The organism is Pseudomonas sp. LAM2023, from assembly GCF_016620375.1.
In the GTDB taxonomy this organism is placed as follows: domain Bacteria; phylum Pseudomonadota; class Gammaproteobacteria; order Pseudomonadales; family Pseudomonadaceae; genus Aquipseudomonas; species Aquipseudomonas anuradhapurensis.
Map to the genome: position 1 here is coordinate 414,890 of NZ_JAENHV010000023.1, position 13,895 is coordinate 428,784.

Annotated in this window: 13 protein-coding genes and 1 pseudogene; 8 read left to right on the forward strand and 6 right to left on the reverse strand. The window is 64.0% G+C overall.

The window, feature by feature from the left end:
• The first annotated feature begins 113 nt into the window (after positions 1-113).
• Together JKP78_RS14855 and trmA are read left to right on the forward strand one after the other, a co-directional pair.
• Positions 114-1,409 (forward strand): NCS2 family permease, encoded by a 1,296-nt coding sequence (locus tag JKP78_RS14855; RefSeq protein ID WP_200626881.1) that lies wholly within the window; start codon positions 114-116, stop codon positions 1,407-1,409.
• Positions 1,406-2,491, forward strand: coding sequence for a tRNA (uridine(54)-C5)-methyltransferase TrmA (trmA, locus tag JKP78_RS14860; protein WP_200626882.1), 1,086 nt, complete (start codon positions 1,406-1,408; stop codon positions 2,489-2,491). The genes JKP78_RS14855 and trmA overlap by 4 nt, the downstream gene beginning before the upstream one ends.
• A gap of 41 nt (positions 2,492-2,532) precedes the next feature.
• Here trmA and pcaG read toward each other — a convergent pair whose 3' ends face one another.
• Both pcaG and pcaH read right to left on the reverse strand, forming a co-directional pair.
• Entirely contained in the window at positions 2,533-3,138 is a 606-nt protein-coding gene (pcaG, locus tag JKP78_RS14865) for a protocatechuate 3,4-dioxygenase subunit alpha (RefSeq protein ID WP_170032638.1), read from the reverse strand.
• A gap of 10 nt (positions 3,139-3,148) precedes the next feature.
• Positions 3,149-3,868 carry a protocatechuate 3,4-dioxygenase subunit beta gene (pcaH, locus tag JKP78_RS14870; RefSeq protein ID WP_186685470.1) on the reverse strand — a complete coding sequence of 240 codons (720 nt, stop codon included), beginning with the start codon at positions 3,866-3,868 and terminating at the stop codon, positions 3,149-3,151.
• 201 nt (positions 3,869-4,069) lie between these two features.
• Between pcaH and ypfJ the strand changes: the two genes are divergently transcribed.
• The 3 genes and pseudogenes from ypfJ to JKP78_RS25470 all read left to right on the forward strand — a co-directional run bounded on the left by ypfJ (position 4,070) and on the right by JKP78_RS25470 (position 7,171).
• Complete coding sequence (ypfJ, locus tag JKP78_RS14875) at positions 4,070-4,960, forward strand: KPN_02809 family neutral zinc metallopeptidase (RefSeq protein WP_186685472.1); 891 nt, start codon at positions 4,070-4,072, stop codon at positions 4,958-4,960.
• A gap of 426 nt (positions 4,961-5,386) precedes the next feature.
• Positions 5,387-6,316, forward strand: a pseudogene (locus JKP78_RS25465) (methyl-accepting chemotaxis protein); the annotation flags it as partial.
• Positions 6,308-7,171 (forward strand): methyl-accepting chemotaxis protein, encoded by an 864-nt coding sequence (locus tag JKP78_RS25470; RefSeq protein WP_420831062.1) that lies wholly within the window; start codon positions 6,308-6,310, stop codon positions 7,169-7,171. The pseudogene JKP78_RS25465 and the gene JKP78_RS25470, both read left to right, overlap by 9 nt.
• Positions 7,172-7,291: 120 nt before the next feature.
• Here JKP78_RS25470 and ggt read toward each other — a convergent pair whose 3' ends face one another.
• The 3 genes from ggt to JKP78_RS14895 all read right to left on the reverse strand — a co-directional run bounded on the left by ggt (position 7,292) and on the right by JKP78_RS14895 (position 10,746).
• The gene (gene ggt / locus JKP78_RS14885; protein ID WP_200626883.1) at positions 7,292-8,959 is read right to left on the reverse strand and encodes a gamma-glutamyltransferase; all 1,668 of its coding nucleotides are present in this window, start codon (positions 8,957-8,959) and stop codon (positions 7,292-7,294) included.
• Between the two features lie 117 nt (positions 8,960-9,076).
• Positions 9,077-9,973 carry a LysR family transcriptional regulator gene (locus JKP78_RS14890; protein WP_186685478.1) on the reverse strand — a complete coding sequence of 299 codons (897 nt, stop codon included), beginning with the start codon at positions 9,971-9,973 and terminating at the stop codon, positions 9,077-9,079.
• A gap of 182 nt (positions 9,974-10,155) precedes the next feature.
• Positions 10,156-10,746, reverse strand: a complete 591-nt coding sequence (locus tag JKP78_RS14895; RefSeq protein ID WP_200626884.1) for an NAD(P)H-dependent oxidoreductase — start codon at positions 10,744-10,746, stop codon at positions 10,156-10,158.
• 154 nt (positions 10,747-10,900) lie between these two features.
• Here JKP78_RS14895 and JKP78_RS14900 point away from each other — a divergent pair, with 154 nt between their 5' ends.
• Positions 10,901-11,215, forward strand: coding sequence for a putative quinol monooxygenase (locus JKP78_RS14900; protein ID WP_170032652.1), 315 nt, complete (start codon positions 10,901-10,903; stop codon positions 11,213-11,215).
• Here the strand turns inward: JKP78_RS14900 and JKP78_RS14905 are convergent.
• Positions 11,205-11,969 (reverse strand): sulfite exporter TauE/SafE family protein, encoded by a 765-nt coding sequence (locus JKP78_RS14905; RefSeq protein WP_200626885.1) that lies wholly within the window; start codon positions 11,967-11,969, stop codon positions 11,205-11,207. The two genes, JKP78_RS14900 and JKP78_RS14905, sit on opposite strands and share 11 nt — an antisense overlap.
• A gap of 77 nt (positions 11,970-12,046) precedes the next feature.
• Here JKP78_RS14905 and JKP78_RS14910 point away from each other — a divergent pair, with 77 nt between their 5' ends.
• Complete coding sequence (locus JKP78_RS14910) at positions 12,047-12,928, forward strand: LysR family transcriptional regulator (protein WP_200626886.1); 882 nt, start codon at positions 12,047-12,049, stop codon at positions 12,926-12,928.
• A gap of 342 nt (positions 12,929-13,270) precedes the next feature.
• Positions 13,271-13,876, forward strand: coding sequence for a CDP-alcohol phosphatidyltransferase family protein (locus JKP78_RS14915; RefSeq protein ID WP_186685521.1), 606 nt, complete (start codon positions 13,271-13,273; stop codon positions 13,874-13,876).
• The last annotated feature ends 19 nt before the right edge of the window (positions 13,877-13,895 follow it).

Here is a 13,895-nt window from a genome sequence, read left to right on the forward strand (position 1 = left end):
TATGATGCGCGGCTTTTTTCCGCCCCGCACAAAACCACGGCAACCGGTACGGTCTGTGCTTTGCTGTTGGGGTCGATAGATTGATGGCGCCTGGGGCGCCTCGGGGAGCGGGCATGCTGGAAAGGCTGTTTCAACTAAGAGCACACAACACCAATGTGCGCACCGAGATTCTCGCGGGCGTCACCACCTTCCTGGCCATGGCCTACATCCTGTTCGTCAACCCGAGCATCCTCGGCGAGACCGGCATGGACAAGGGCGCGGTCTTCGTCGCCACCTGCCTGGCCGCGGCCATCGGTTCGGTGACCATGGGCCTGATCGCCAACTACCCGATCGCCCTGGCACCGGGCATGGGCCTGAACGCATTCTTCACCTACACCGTGGTGCTGCACATGGGCCACACCTGGCAGGTGGCACTGGGCGCGGTGTTCCTGTCGGCGGTGATGTTCTTCCTGTTGTCGATCTTCCGCATCCGCGAATGGATCGTGAACAGCATCCCGCTGCCACTGCGTTCGGCCATCGCCGCGGGTATCGGCCTGTTCCTGGCGCTGATCGCCCTGCATAACGCCGGCATCGTCGTCGATAACCCGGCCACCCTGGTGGGCCTGGGCGACCTCAAGCAGCCGGCACCGATCCTCGCCACCCTGGGCTTCTTCCTGATTGTCGGCCTGGAATCGCTGAAAGTGCGCGGCGCGGTGCTGATCGGCATTCTTGCCGTGACCATCGCCTCGATCGTGATGGGCGTGACGCCCTTCGGTGGCATCGTTTCCATGCCGCCGTCGCTGGCCCCGACCTTCCTCCAGCTGGACATCGCCGGTGCGCTGGACGTGGGCCTGGTCAGCGTGATCTTCGCCTTCCTGTTCGTCGACCTGTTCGACAACTCCGGCACCCTGATCGGCGTGGCCAAGCGTGCCGGGCTGATGGGCAAGGACGGGCACATGCCGAAGATGGGCCGTGCGCTGATCGCCGACAGTACCGCAGCCATGGCCGGGTCGTTGCTGGGCACCTCGACCACCACCAGCTACATCGAATCCGCCGCAGGCGTGAGCGCCGGTGGCCGCACCGGCCTGACCGCCATCGTGGTCGCCGTGCTGTTCCTGCTGGCGCTGTTCTTCGCTCCGCTGGCCGGTAGCGTGCCGGCTTTCGCCACCGCCCCGGCGCTGCTGTTCGTCGCGGTGCTGATGGCTTCGGGCCTGGCGGAAATAAACTGGGACGACGTCACCGAGGCCGCACCGGTGGTGGTGACCGCCCTGGCAATGCCGCTGACCTACTCCATCGCCAACGGCATCGCCTTCGGCTTCATCGCCTGGACCGCCGTCAAGCTGATTTCCGGTCGCCACCGCGACATGAACCCGGCCCTGGTGATCCTTTCCATCCTGTTCGTCATCAAGCTGGGCTGGTTCAACGCATGAGTGCTGTTTTCGACCCCTCCTCCTATGCCACCCAGCTGGACGCCAAGGTGGCCCGGCTGCGCGAGCTGCTGGCGCCGTTCGCTGCGCCGGAGCCGGCTGTCTTCGACTCGCCGCGCGAGCACTACCGCCTGCGCGCCGAATTCCGCCTGTGGCGTGAAGATGGCCAGCGTCACTACGCCATGTTCGCCCCGGGCGAGAAGCACAAGGCGATCCTGATCGACGACTTCCCCATCGCCAGCCAGCGTATCAACGCCCTGATGCCGCGCTTGAAGGCGGCCTGGCAGGCCAGCGAAGAACTCGGCAACCGGCTGTTCCAGGTAGAGTTTCTCACTACCCTGGCGGGCGATGCCATGGTCACGATGTGCTATCACCGCCCGCTGGACGAGGCCTGGGAGGTGGCTGCACGGCAGCTGGCGGGCGAACTGGGCGTCAGCGTGATCGGCCGTTCCAAGGGCAAACGCCTGGTGATCGGCCGCGACTACGCGGTGGAAAAACTCGACGTGGCAGGCCGCGTGTTCAGCTATCGCCAGCCGGAAGGCGCATTCACCCAACCGAACGGCGCGGTGAACCAGAAAATGCTGAGCTGGGCCTTCGAGGCGCTCGGCGAGCGCGAAGACGACCTGCTGGAACTGTATTGCGGCAACGGCAACTTCACCCTGCCGCTGGCCACCCGCGTGCGCCAGGTGCTGGCCACCGAAATCAGCAAGACCTCGGTCAATGCCGCCCTGAGCAACCTCGACGAGAACGCTGTGGATAACGTGCGGCTGGTGCGCCTGTCGGCGGAAGAACTGACCCAGGCACTGAATGACGTGCGGCCGTTCCGCCGGCTGGAAGGCATCGACCTGAAGAGCTATGACTTCGGCACGGTGTTCGTCGACCCGCCGCGCGCGGGGATGGACCCGGACACCTGCGAGCTGACCCGGCGTTTCGATCGGATCCTGTACATCTCCTGCAACCCGGAGACGCTGGCGGCGAACATTGCCCAGTTGCACGACACCCACCGCATCGAGCGTTGTGCGTTGTTTGATCAGTTCCCGTATACCCACCACATGGAGAGTGGGGTTCTGCTGGTTCGGCGCTGACGTGCAGATAGCCGGGGCTGCTTTGCAGCCCCAGGCCTCACTCAGAAGTCGAAGAACACCGTCTCCCCTTCCCCCTGAATGCGGATATCGAAGCGATACGCCGTTTTCCCGTCCACCTCGCAGCGCTTGGCCACCAGGGTCTCGCGCCGCTGCGGCTGCTCGATCAGGTTGAGCACCGGGCACTTGGCATTGGCCTGCGCTTCATCATCGAAATACAGGCGCGTGTGCAGGTGGATGTTGATCCCCCGGGCAAACAGGCTGATGTTGATGTGCGGTGCCATTGGCACACCGGCAGCGTTTTTCACCACGCCTGGCTTCACCGTATGTGCCGTCCACTCGCCAGCGTCGAAGGTGGTAGCCGTGCGGCCAAAGCTGTTGAAGGCGTTTTCCAGGTTGTAGGCATCCTGGTATTCACCATTGGCATCGGCTTGCCACAGTTCCAGGAACGAGTCCCGCACCAGGTGGCCATTGCCGTCATACACATGGCCGAGCAGCAGGATATGCTCGCCAGGCGCATCAGGCTTGGCCAGGCGGTTCCAGATCTCCTGGTCGCGGGTCGGGTTGCCGGCCGCTTCCAGGGCCAGGCCGATGTGCACGTAGGGGCCGGCAGTCTGCGAAGGGGTTTCCGGCAGCAGTTCGATTGGCATGGCGGGGTCCTCAGCAGTTTTCGAAGTGGGTCTTGCGCTGGCCGCGCAGCACGATGTCGAAGCGGTAGGCCAGGCAATCCATCGGGTTGGCGTTGCTCATGTCGAGCTTGGCGATCAGTTGCTGCACCGCTTGCGGGTTGGCGATCGACTTGACGATCGGGCACATCGGAATCAGCGGATCACCCTCGAAATACAACTGGGTGATCAGCTTGGTGGCGATCGAAGGGCCGCTGATGGCGAAGTGGATGTGCGCCGGACGCCAGTCGTTCGGCCCGTTGCGCCAAGGGTACGGGCCCGGCTTGATGGTGCGGAAGCTGTAGTAGCCGTCACGGTCGGTCAGGCAGCGACCGACACCCCCGAAGTTCGGGTCCAGCGGTGCCAGGTAACGGTCGTTCTTGTGCCGGTAGCGGCCGCCGGCATTGGCCTGCCACATTTCCACCAGGGTATTCGGCACAGGCTTGCCGTACTGGTCGACGACGCGCCCGGCGACGATGATGCGCTCACCGATCGGCAGGCCACCGTTGTTGAAATTCAGCAGCAGGTCATGGTCGTGGGCACCGAAGCCCAGGTGGGAAAAGTCCGGGCCGGTGGTTTCGCTGATCGACTGCGGAATGCTGACCAGTGCCTGGCGCGGCGAACGGGCAATGGACGTCTTGTAGTCAGGCGTAAGGGCTTTCGGGTGCCAGTTGCGATCACGGATCACGAAGCGGCTGGTGTCCTGGGCGGGCATGCCGGTTTCCTCTCTTGGAATTATGTGAACGCCTGGGCGTGGCAGGCGGACTTGCAGTTTCGGACAAGCTGCGCACGGTGAATATTGAAATCAGCCGCCTAAGACATAACCAGATGGTTATGAGTGAACACGTTGGCCTGACACCGGCCGCAGTGGTGAACTAATCTTTGTCTTCTTGTTTCACGCTCCGGAGAGCATTTCATGGAATGGCGAAAAGGCCGACGCAGCGACAATGTGGTCGATGCCCGAGGCGAAGGTGGCGGTGGCGGCGGCATGCGGTTCGGCGGCGGCAAGGGGCTGGGGCTTGGCGCGGTACTGCTGATTGTCGGTATCGGCTGGCTCACCGGGCAGGACCCATTGCAGATTCTTGGCCAGCTCACTGGCCAGATGGAGCAGCAGCAACGGCAGGCGCCCAGCAGCGTGGGCGGCAAGGCGCCGCCGGCCAACGACCAGCAGGCCGAGTTCGTCGCCTCGATCCTGGGTGACACCGAAGACACCTGGAAAGCCCTGTTCGCCGAGGCTGGCAAGCAATACCGCGACCCCAAGCTGGTGCTGTTCAGCGGCCAGGTCAATTCGGCCTGTGGCTTTGCTTCTGCGGCAGTAGGGCCGTTCTACTGCCCCGCCGACCAGCGGGTGTACCTGGACATGTCGTTCTTCCGCGAGATGGAAACCCGCTTCGCGGCCGCCGGCGACTTTGCCCAGGCCTACGTGATCGCTCATGAAATCGGCCACCACGTGCAAACCCTGTTGGGTGTGTCGGCCAAGGTCGACGCCGCACGCCGCAGCGGCCAACGCCTGGAAGGTGACAACGGCTTGCTGGTGCGCCAGGAGCTGCAGGCCGACTGCCTGGCCGGGGTGTGGGCCTACCAGGCGCAAAAGCGCCTGAACTGGCTGGAGCCGGGTGACGTCGAGGAAGCTCTGAACGCCGCCAATGCGATTGGCGATGACCGCTTGCAGCAGCAGGGCCGCGGGCGGGTAGTGCCGGACTCGTTCACCCACGGCACTTCGGCACAGCGGGTACGCTGGTTCAAGGCCGGGTTCGCCGAGGGTGAAGTGAACAGTTGCGATACCTTCAGCGCCCGTAACCTCTGACACCTCTCGCCAGGCCGGCGCAAGCGCTGTAGGAGCGGCCTTGTGTCGCGAAAGGGCCAAGCGGCCCCAGGATTTCAGCGTTGACGCGACTATTGCAGGGGCCGCTTTGTGAACCTTTCGCGACACAAGGCCGCTCCTACCCCAAAAGCGCTTGTACATCTTTTTGCTGAAAAAGCGTTTCAGCTTCGCCCATCATGGCCGATAACCCCTGCACGAATCAGCAGGCATCCAGAACAACAACGCCTGGCGATCGAAGACAAATCGAGCGAAAACAACTTCTGGAGAGCGTGCATGAACAGCTGGTTCGCCAACATCAGCGTCAACCTCAAACTGGGCCTGGGCTTCGGTCTGGTACTGATTCTCACCGGCCTGCTGGCCCTGACTGGCTGGACCAGCCTGGGCAGCCTGATCGACCGCAGCAACTGGATGGGCGATATCGGCCAGCTGAACAAGGACCTGACCGACCTGCGCATTGCGCGCCTGCAGTACATGATCGCCAACGGTGATGATGCCGCCGCCGCCAACACCCAGGCCAAGCTGGACGCCTTCAGCAAGCAGCAGGCGTACCTGGCCAGCACGTTCAAGAGCCCCGAGAACGTCAAGTTGCTGAATGAGCTGGGCGAAACCATCAGTGCCTACAAGGTCTCGCTGAACAAGATGCGCCAGGGCTACGACGCCACCCGCACCGCGCGCGCGGCCATGGAAAGCTCGGCCAGCAAGGCCGACCAGGCCATGGACGCACTCAGCCAGGAAGTCACCGCCCGCGCTGAAGCCGACAGCGTGCGCCTGGCCCAGTACCAGTTGATCAGCAAGGCGCGTCAGCAACTGCTGCAGGTACGCATCGACGTCCGCGGCTACATCGCCGACAACAGCGCTACCAACGAACAGGCCGCCCTGCGCCAGCTGGATGCTGCCCTGGCCGGCATCGACAGCCTCAAGCGCCAGTTGCCCGGCGAAGACTCGCGCCTGCAACAGTTCGAAGGCTCGGTGCTGGCCTACCGTGACGCTGTGCGCCAGTTCCGCGACGCCGTCGCCAACATCACCACTGCACGCGCCGAAATGACCGTGCAAGGTGCCGACATCGTCAAGCGCAGCGACGCGCTGTACCAGATCCAGCTGGAACGCCGCGACATCGAGAGCAGCCAGGCCCGTAGCCTGCAGGCTATCGCCACCCTGCTGGCGCTGCTGGTCGGCGTGCTGGCGGCAGTGCTGATCACGCGGCAGATCACCCGCCCATTGCGTGACACCCTGACAGCGGTGGAAAAAATCGCCAGCGGCGACCTCACCCAGCAACTGCGGGTTACTCGCCGCGACGAACTGGGCGTACTGCAGCAGGGCATCGCGCGCATGGGCAGCACCCTGCGTGAGCTGATCAGCGGCATCCGCGACGGTGTCACCCAGATCGCCAGCGCCGCCGAGGAGCTGTCGGCGGTGACCGAACAGACCAGCGCCGGCGCCAACAGCCAGAAGGTCGAGACCGACCAGGTGGCCACCGCCATGCACGAAATGGCAGCCACCGTTCAGGAAGTGGCGCGCAACGCCGAACAGGCATCGCATGCCGCCACGGGTGCCGATGACGAAGCCCGTGCCGGCGACCGCGTGGTAGGCGAGGCGATTGGCCAGATCGAGCGTCTGGCCGAAGACATGCACCGCTCCACCGAGGCCATGAACCTGCTGCAGCAGGAAAGCCAGAAGATCGGCAGCGTGATGGACGTGATCAAGTCGGTGGCCGAACAGACCAACCTGCTGGCGCTGAACGCTGCGATCGAAGCAGCGCGTGCCGGCGAGGCCGGGCGTGGCTTTGCCGTGGTTGCCGACGAAGTGCGCGGGCTGGCCCAGCGCACGCAGAAATCCACCGAAGAGATCGAGGAACTGATCGCCAGCCTGCAGCACGGTACCCAGCAAGTGGCCGCGGCCATGCACGGTAGCCGTACCCTGACCGACAGCAGCGTCGAGCTGGCACGCAAGGCCGGGGCCTCGCTGGAAAGCATCACCAGCACGGTGTCGAGCATCCAGTCGATGAACCAGCAGATTGCCGCGGCAGCGGAGCAGCAGAGTGCGGTGGCGGAGGAGATCAGCCGCAGCATCCTCAATGTGCGCGATGTGTCCGAGCAGACGGCGGCGGCCAGTGACGAGACGGCAGCGTCCAGCGTGGAGCTGGCGCGGTTGGGCGGGCAATTGCAGACGTTGGTCAGCCAGTTCCGCGTCTGACCCTGGAATTCGGGGCCGCTTTGCGGCCCGTCGCGACACAAGGCCGCTCCTGCAATCTCCTGTAAGGAACGGCCTTGTGTCGCGATGGAGGGCAAAGCCCTCCCGGCGATGGAACAGGTATTACTCGACGATCATCCCGACCCCACGCCCACGTGGGTCCGAAGCAGTCTCCAGCTTCGCACCGTTCACCCGGATCGCCTGGATGTCGCCCATCTCCCAGCCCTGATCCTCCAGCACATAACCCATCTTCTTCAGCTCGTCAGCCACCGGCCCGGTCAACGGCGCGTAGCTGTCAAAGTAGATGGTGTCCTTGGGCAGCAACTGATGGTGCACACGCTGCGCCGCCACCGCCTTGTCCAGCGGCATGCCATAGTCGTACAGGTTGTTCATGACCTGGAAGATCGAGGTGAAGATCCGCGAGCCGCCTGGCGTACCAATGACCAGCTCGACCTTGCCATCGCGGGTCATCAGGCTGGGGCTCATCGACGACAGCATGCGCTTGCCCGGTGCGATGGCATTGGCATCCCCGCCTACCACGCCGAACGCGTTGGCCGCCCCCGGCTTGGCACTGAAGTCATCCATTTCGTCGTTCAACAGGAAGCCGGCACCTTTCACCACCACGCCACTGCCGTAATCAAGGTTCAGGGTGTAGGTATTGCTGACCGCATTGCCCTGCTTGTCGACGATCGAGAAGTGCGTGGTCTGGTGCGGTTCCAGGCCCGGCTTGACCTTGTCGGTCGCGGAAATGGCCTTCGGGTTGACCTGCGCGGCACGCTTGGCCAGGTAGTCCTTGGCCACCAGCTGCGCCACTGGCACCTGGGTGAAGGCTGGGTCGCCGAGGTAGTCGGCGCGGTCGGCGAACACCCGCTTTTCGATCTCGGCCAGCAGGTGGATATACTGCGCCGAGTTGTGCGCCACGCCCTTGAAGTCCGCGGCGCGGTCTTCCTTGATGCCCAGCAGCTGGGCCAGGGCGACGCCGCCGGAGCTTGGCGGAGGCGCGGTATAGACCACATTGCCACGCCAGCTGACAGCCATCGGTTCACGCCATACCGCCTTGTAGTCCTGCAAGTCCTGCTTGGTGATCAGGCCCTTGTCGGCCTGCATCTGCGCCACCAGCAGGTCGGCGGTCTCGCCCTGGTAGAACTCGCTCACGCCCTTGTCGGCGATGCGTTCCAGGGTCTGCGCCATCTCTGGCTGCTTGAACAGCTGACCGACTTTCATGTTGCCGAAGTAGTCGTTGAAATTGGTCGCGGTCTTGAACATGCCCTGGGCATCGTTGCGGTACTGGTATTGCTTTTCTGCCACCTTGAAACCGTTTTTCGCATAGCCGATGGCCGGAGTCAGCAGCTCGCTCCAGGGCAGCTTGCCGAATTTCTGGTGCGCCTCCCACAAGCCCATTACCGTGCCCGGTACGCCAGCTGCACGGGCCCCGACCAGGCTTAGGTTCTCGATGACCTCGCCCTTGTCGTCCAGGTACATGTTGCGCGTAGCGGCCTTGGGCGCGACTTCACGGTAGTCGAGGAAATAGGGTTTGCCGTCGACGAACAGGGTCATGAACCCGCCGCCGCCGATGTTGCCCGCCTCGGGGTAAGTAACCGCCAGGGTGAACGCCGTGGCCACTGCCGCATCCACCGCATTGCCGCCCTTCTTGAGGATATCGGCGGCCACCTGTGCACCATATTGATCGGGCGCGGCCACTGCGCCGCCTTCCAGGGTGGCGGCATGAACCGAGGAACAGCTCAGGATCGCGGCTGCGAGAGCCAGGTACTGGAACGGAACCATACGCATGACACTTCCTTGGTGTTGTTTTTGTTGAGCAGTCAGTAAGGCCGAAGCGTTTCCACTGCGCAATCAATAGCAGGAAGTTTCGCCGCCTGTGGGCAGGCCATGTCGCGTCCAGGCAACTCAGCAGGCGTACATCGCCAGCTTGCGCTGGATGAAATCAAGGAAGCACTGGATACGCAGCGCCAGCTGGGTATTGCGGTAGTACACCGCATGGATCGGCTGGCGATAGCCGTTGTTGGCTTCGCTGAGCAACACTTGCAGGCGCCCGCTGCGGATGTCTTCGTGGGTCATGAAGTGCGACAGGCTGACGATGCCCTCGCCCGCCAGCGCCAGCTGGCGCAAGGTCTCGCCGCTGGAGGCGATCAGCGCCGGGCGGATGCTCCAGCGATCCCCCTGGGCATGGCGCAGTGGCCAATGGTTGAGCGACTCGGGCTGGCTGAAGCCGAGCAGGCAGTGGTTGGCCAGGTCCTCGACCCGCAGCGGCGTGCCATGCTGTTCTAGGTACGCCGGGCTGGCCAGCACCTGCACCGGGCTGCAGCCCAGGCTGCGCGCGTGCAGGCTGGAGTCGGCCAGTTCGCCGATGCGGATGGCCACGTCGGTACTCTGCTCGAGCAGGTCGATGATCAGGTCATCGGTGTTGAGTTCCAGTTCAATGCCGGGGTATTGGCGGCGGAACTCGCCGATCCACGGCAGGATGGCATGCAGCATGAACGGCGCAGCGGCGTTGATGCGCAGACGCCCGGTAGGGGTCTGGCGGTTCATCGACAGGCGCTCTTCCATCTCGTCCATCTGCTCCAGGATCAGGCGCGAGCGTTCGAGGAAAAAGCGGCCCTCTTCGGTCAGGTCCATGCGTCGGGTGGTGCGGTTGACCAAGGTGGTGCCCAGTTTGCCTTCCAGGCGTGACAGGGTGCGGCTGACGGCGGACGGAGTCTGGCCCATCTGCTCGGCAGCAGCGGAAATCGAGCCGCAGTCGATGACGGTGACGAATACCTGGAGCTCTTCGGATCGGGTTTTCACATCGGGGCCTGTGGTTGCTCTCTGCTGTGACTAGATAGCCGCTTGTCGCGGCCAAGTCCAGCGCTGCCTGTACCGGCCCTTTCGCGGGCTCGCCCGCTCCCACAGGGATCAGACAGGCCTGAAAGCTTGTGGAGTACCTGTGGGAGCGGGCAAGCCCGCGAAGAGGCAGGCAGGTCGAACACTTATTGCGCCTTGCCAAACACCTTGTCCAGGTGTGCTGTATAGGCCGCCAGCGCCGCCGGCACATCCGGGCGCTTCATCACATCCACCGCCAGGAAGGTCGGCAAGCCAGTCATGCCGAGGAACTGGTTGGCCTTGTGGAACGGGAAATACACCGCATCCACACCCTTGCCCTCGAAGAAATCGCTGGGGTCGTCGAATGCCTGCTGCGGCGCATTCCAGGTCAACGACAGCATGTACTGCTTGCCGTGTACCAGGCCACCGCTACCATATTTCTGCGAGTGGTCCGAACGGGTACGACCATCGTTGGCATACAGGCTGCCATGGCCTGCGGTGAACACCTCGTCGATGTATTTCTTCACGGTCCATGGCGCGCCCATCCACCAGCCTGGCATCTGGTAGATCACTACATCGGCCCAGAGGAATTTCTGCACTTCTTCCTGAATGTGATAGCCGCCATCGATGAAGGTCTGGCGCACATCGAAACCGGCGCGATCCAGGTGAGCCATGGCCGCTTCGTGCAGGGTGGTGTTGAGACGGCCATCGGAGTGAGCGAACTGTTTACCGCCGTTGAGCAGAAGGATCTTTTTCATGTGAGCCTCGCGAAAAATTCAGGTCGGCAGGTTAGGGGCTCGCGGGCAGGGGATACAGTGGCGCAGGGGCAAAATACAATTGACCACAAGTCACGAATGGCTGGCACATTATTGCCGTAGAATCGCCTCATCTCCCGTCAACGAGTAGCGACCCATGACTGAGCAGTACGCCTTCATCCTCAAAGCCAAGACCCGTCCGGAAATGGCCGAGGCATTCGAAACCCTGTTCCGCGCCTACGTCGAGCCAAGCCGCCAGGAACCGGGCTGCATCGAGTACCACATGCTGCGCGACAAGCAGGACCCGAGCCTGTTCGTGTTCTTCGAGGTCTGGGCCGACAAGGCCGCGCTGGATGTGCACTCGGCGCTGCCGCACATGACCGCGTTCTTCGACAAGCGCATGGACTACCTGGAGCGCGATTTCGACATCCAGATGATCGACATGCTCAGCGCCTCGTCCGCTAGCCGCTGATGAGCAAATGGCCGCCAAGTGCGGCCAGGCCGAAGAAGAAGCAGCGCTTGAACAGCAGCGCGCTGATGCGCTGACGCAGCCATTGCCCGGCCAGCATGCCGAGCAAGGCCGGCGCCAGCATCAGCAGCGAGGCCCCCAGGGCCTGGCCACCCAGGGCATCCTGCCCGGCCAGGCCAACGGCCAGGGCCAGCGTCGACACCGTGAACGACAGGCCCAGGGCCTGGACCATCTGCTCACGGTTCAGGGCCAAGCTCTGCAGGTAGGGTACCGCCGGTATCACGAATACCCCTGTCGCTGCGGTGACCACGCCGGTCACCAAGCCGCAGGCCGGCCCCAGCCAACGCTCGCGCCTCGGCGCCAGGCACAGGCCAGCCCCGACCAACCCGTACAGCGCATAGGCCAGCAGGGCCGCGCCCAGTGCATGTTTGGCCCACGGGCCGCTGTCGATCCCCAACCAGGCGCTGCCCAGCAAGGTACCGATGAAGAGCATTGCCAGCATCGGCCCCAGACGTACCAGCAACGCCCGCAGATGCCCGCCACTCGCCAGCTGCCAAAGGTTGGTGAAGGTCGAAGGCACAATCAGCAACGCGGCAGCCTGCGCCGGAGGCATAGCCAGGCCCAACAGGCCCATGGCGATGGTCGGCAAGCCGAGGCCAATCACCCCTTTCACCGTGCCGGCCAGCAGAAAGGTCATCACCACCAGCGATGCGAGGGCTGGGCCAAGGTTCTGATAGAACGCGAGCAAGGTATCCATCAGCCGATGATGGCGCGCGCCGGCCTGGCTGAAAATCTGTCATATACTCAGGCAGACTCTTGCCAGGACATAGCCAGATGCATTTCGACCTGATCGACCTCAGGCTGTTCCAGCACACCCTGGAGTGCGGCAACATCACCGCCGGCGCCAGCCGCAGCCACCTGTCGCTGCCAGCAGCCAGTGCGCGCATCCGCGCCATGGAGGCATCGTTGGGCATCCCCTTGCTGGAGCGCAATCGCCGTGGCGTACAGCCGACACCGGCCGGCCAGGCCCTGCTGCGGCATGCCCGGCTGATAGCGCAGCAGGTCGAACGCCTGCAGTTCGACCTCGGCCAGTATGCGCAAGGGCAACAAGGCCAGGTGCGCCTGCTGTGCAACACGGCGGCGCTCACCGAATACCTGCCGGAACTGCTGGCCAGCTACCTGGCTGAAAACCCCGGTATCAGCGTCGATGTGCAGGAACTGCCGAGCCTGCGCATCGTACAGGCAATTACCCAGGGCATGGCCGACCTGGGCATCGTTTCGACCGCAGCCCCTTGCGAACACCTGCAAACCCGCCCCTTTCGCGACGACCCGCTGGTGCTGGTGATGCCGCCGGGCCACCCGCTGGCCAGTGCGCTCGCGCCCAGCTTCAGCGATAGCCTGGCGCACGGCTATGTCGGCCTTGGGGCCGGCAGTGCGTTGGCCTTGTACCTTGAAGAGCAAGCCTTGCGCGAGGGGCGGCGGATGCAGGTACGCGTGCGGGCCGAGGGGTTCGACGGGGTGATTCGCATGGTCGCCGGCGGTGCTGGGGTGGGGGTGGTGCCGCTGGCAGCGGTGCGGCGCTGGCAGGGTATGTTGCCCTTGCACTGGGTGGCGCTGGCGGAGCCATGGGCCAACCGGAGGTTGCTGGTGTGCACGCGGGATTTTGCGGCATTGCCGGGGTATGCGGCGGGCTTGCTCGCTGCCATTGCAGGGTAATAAGCCTCAAACAAAACTTCCCCAGATCCGCCAGCCATTGTCCTGATTTCGCTCCTGCCAGCCCACCCGCTCGCGCGGCCAGAATCGCGCAGAGCGGCGCCACCAAGCCGGCAGAGCCTGTCTGCCCCCTCCCCCAGGACGGACGCTCATCCTGGAGCGCCTGGCCCGATGGCGAGGGCTGAAAACCTGCCACCCGGGGAAAGCTATAGATGCCGAAAGCCCTGAATCAGTGGCTTCCCACATTTTCATCAGAGCAATACCGGACTACCAGGCTTCCGGCTTTACCCGCAACGCAGACTCACACAAAATAGCGCCCCAATGCCCAACGAAAAGGACTTCACGGTGGCCTCGATCTACCAGCTCAAGCCGCGCTTCCAGGCCCTGCTCCGCCCCACGGTGCAGCGCCTTCACGAGCGGGGTGTCACCGCCAACCAGGTCACGCTCGCAGCTGCCCTGGTATCAGTGCTGCTGGGCCTGCTGCTGGTTACCCGGCATCATTCCGCCTGGCTGTTCATCCTCCTACCGGTATGGATGCTGCTGCGCATGGCCCTGAACGCCATCGACGGCATGCTTGCCCGGGAGTTCGGCCAGCAATCCACCCTCGGCGCCTACCTCAACGAACTCTGCGACGTGATCGCCGACGCCGCCCTGTACCTGCCCTTCGCCCTGCTGCCAGGGGTATCGCCAGCCTTGGTCGTGCTCGTGGTGCTCGGCGCCACCTTCAGTGAGTACGCCGGGGTCATGGGCCCGCTGGCCGGTGCCTCGCGGCGCTACGACGGGCCCATGGGCAAGAGCGACCGGGCCTTTGCCTTCGGCGTACTGGGCACCGGCGTGGCCTTCGGCCTGTTGGCCGGGGCCTGGATCAACGGCTTGTTGCTGGTGATCCTCGCACTCTCGCTCTATACCCTCTACAACCGGGTCCGCCAGGGGCTGGCCGAAACCCGTTGAGCCTCCTGCCGTCGTAAAA

Coding starts and splice junctions, on each gene's coding strand:
- JKP78_RS14855 (WP_200626881.1), top strand. CDS start 114: ATGCTGGAAAGGCTGTTTCAACTAAGAGCACACAACACCAATGTGCGC.
- trmA (WP_200626882.1), top strand. CDS start 1,406: ATGAGTGCTGTTTTCGACCCCTCCTCCTATGCCACCCAGCTGGACGCC.
- pcaG (WP_170032638.1), bottom strand. CDS start 3,138: ATGCCAATCGAACTGCTGCCGGAAACCCCTTCGCAGACTGCCGGCCCC.
- pcaH (WP_186685470.1), bottom strand. CDS start 3,868: ATGCCCGCCCAGGACACCAGCCGCTTCGTGATCCGTGATCGCAACTGG.
- ypfJ (WP_186685472.1), top strand. CDS start 4,070: ATGGAATGGCGAAAAGGCCGACGCAGCGACAATGTGGTCGATGCCCGA.
- JKP78_RS25470 (WP_420831062.1), top strand. CDS start 6,308: ATGGGCAGCACCCTGCGTGAGCTGATCAGCGGCATCCGCGACGGTGTC.
- ggt (WP_200626883.1), bottom strand. CDS start 8,959: ATGCGTATGGTTCCGTTCCAGTACCTGGCTCTCGCAGCCGCGATCCTG.
- JKP78_RS14895 (WP_200626884.1), bottom strand. CDS start 10,746: ATGAAAAAGATCCTTCTGCTCAACGGCGGTAAACAGTTCGCTCACTCC.
- JKP78_RS14900 (WP_170032652.1), top strand. CDS start 10,901: ATGACTGAGCAGTACGCCTTCATCCTCAAAGCCAAGACCCGTCCGGAA.
- JKP78_RS14905 (WP_200626885.1), bottom strand. CDS start 11,969: ATGGATACCTTGCTCGCGTTCTATCAGAACCTTGGCCCAGCCCTCGCA.
- JKP78_RS14910 (WP_200626886.1), top strand. CDS start 12,047: ATGCATTTCGACCTGATCGACCTCAGGCTGTTCCAGCACACCCTGGAG.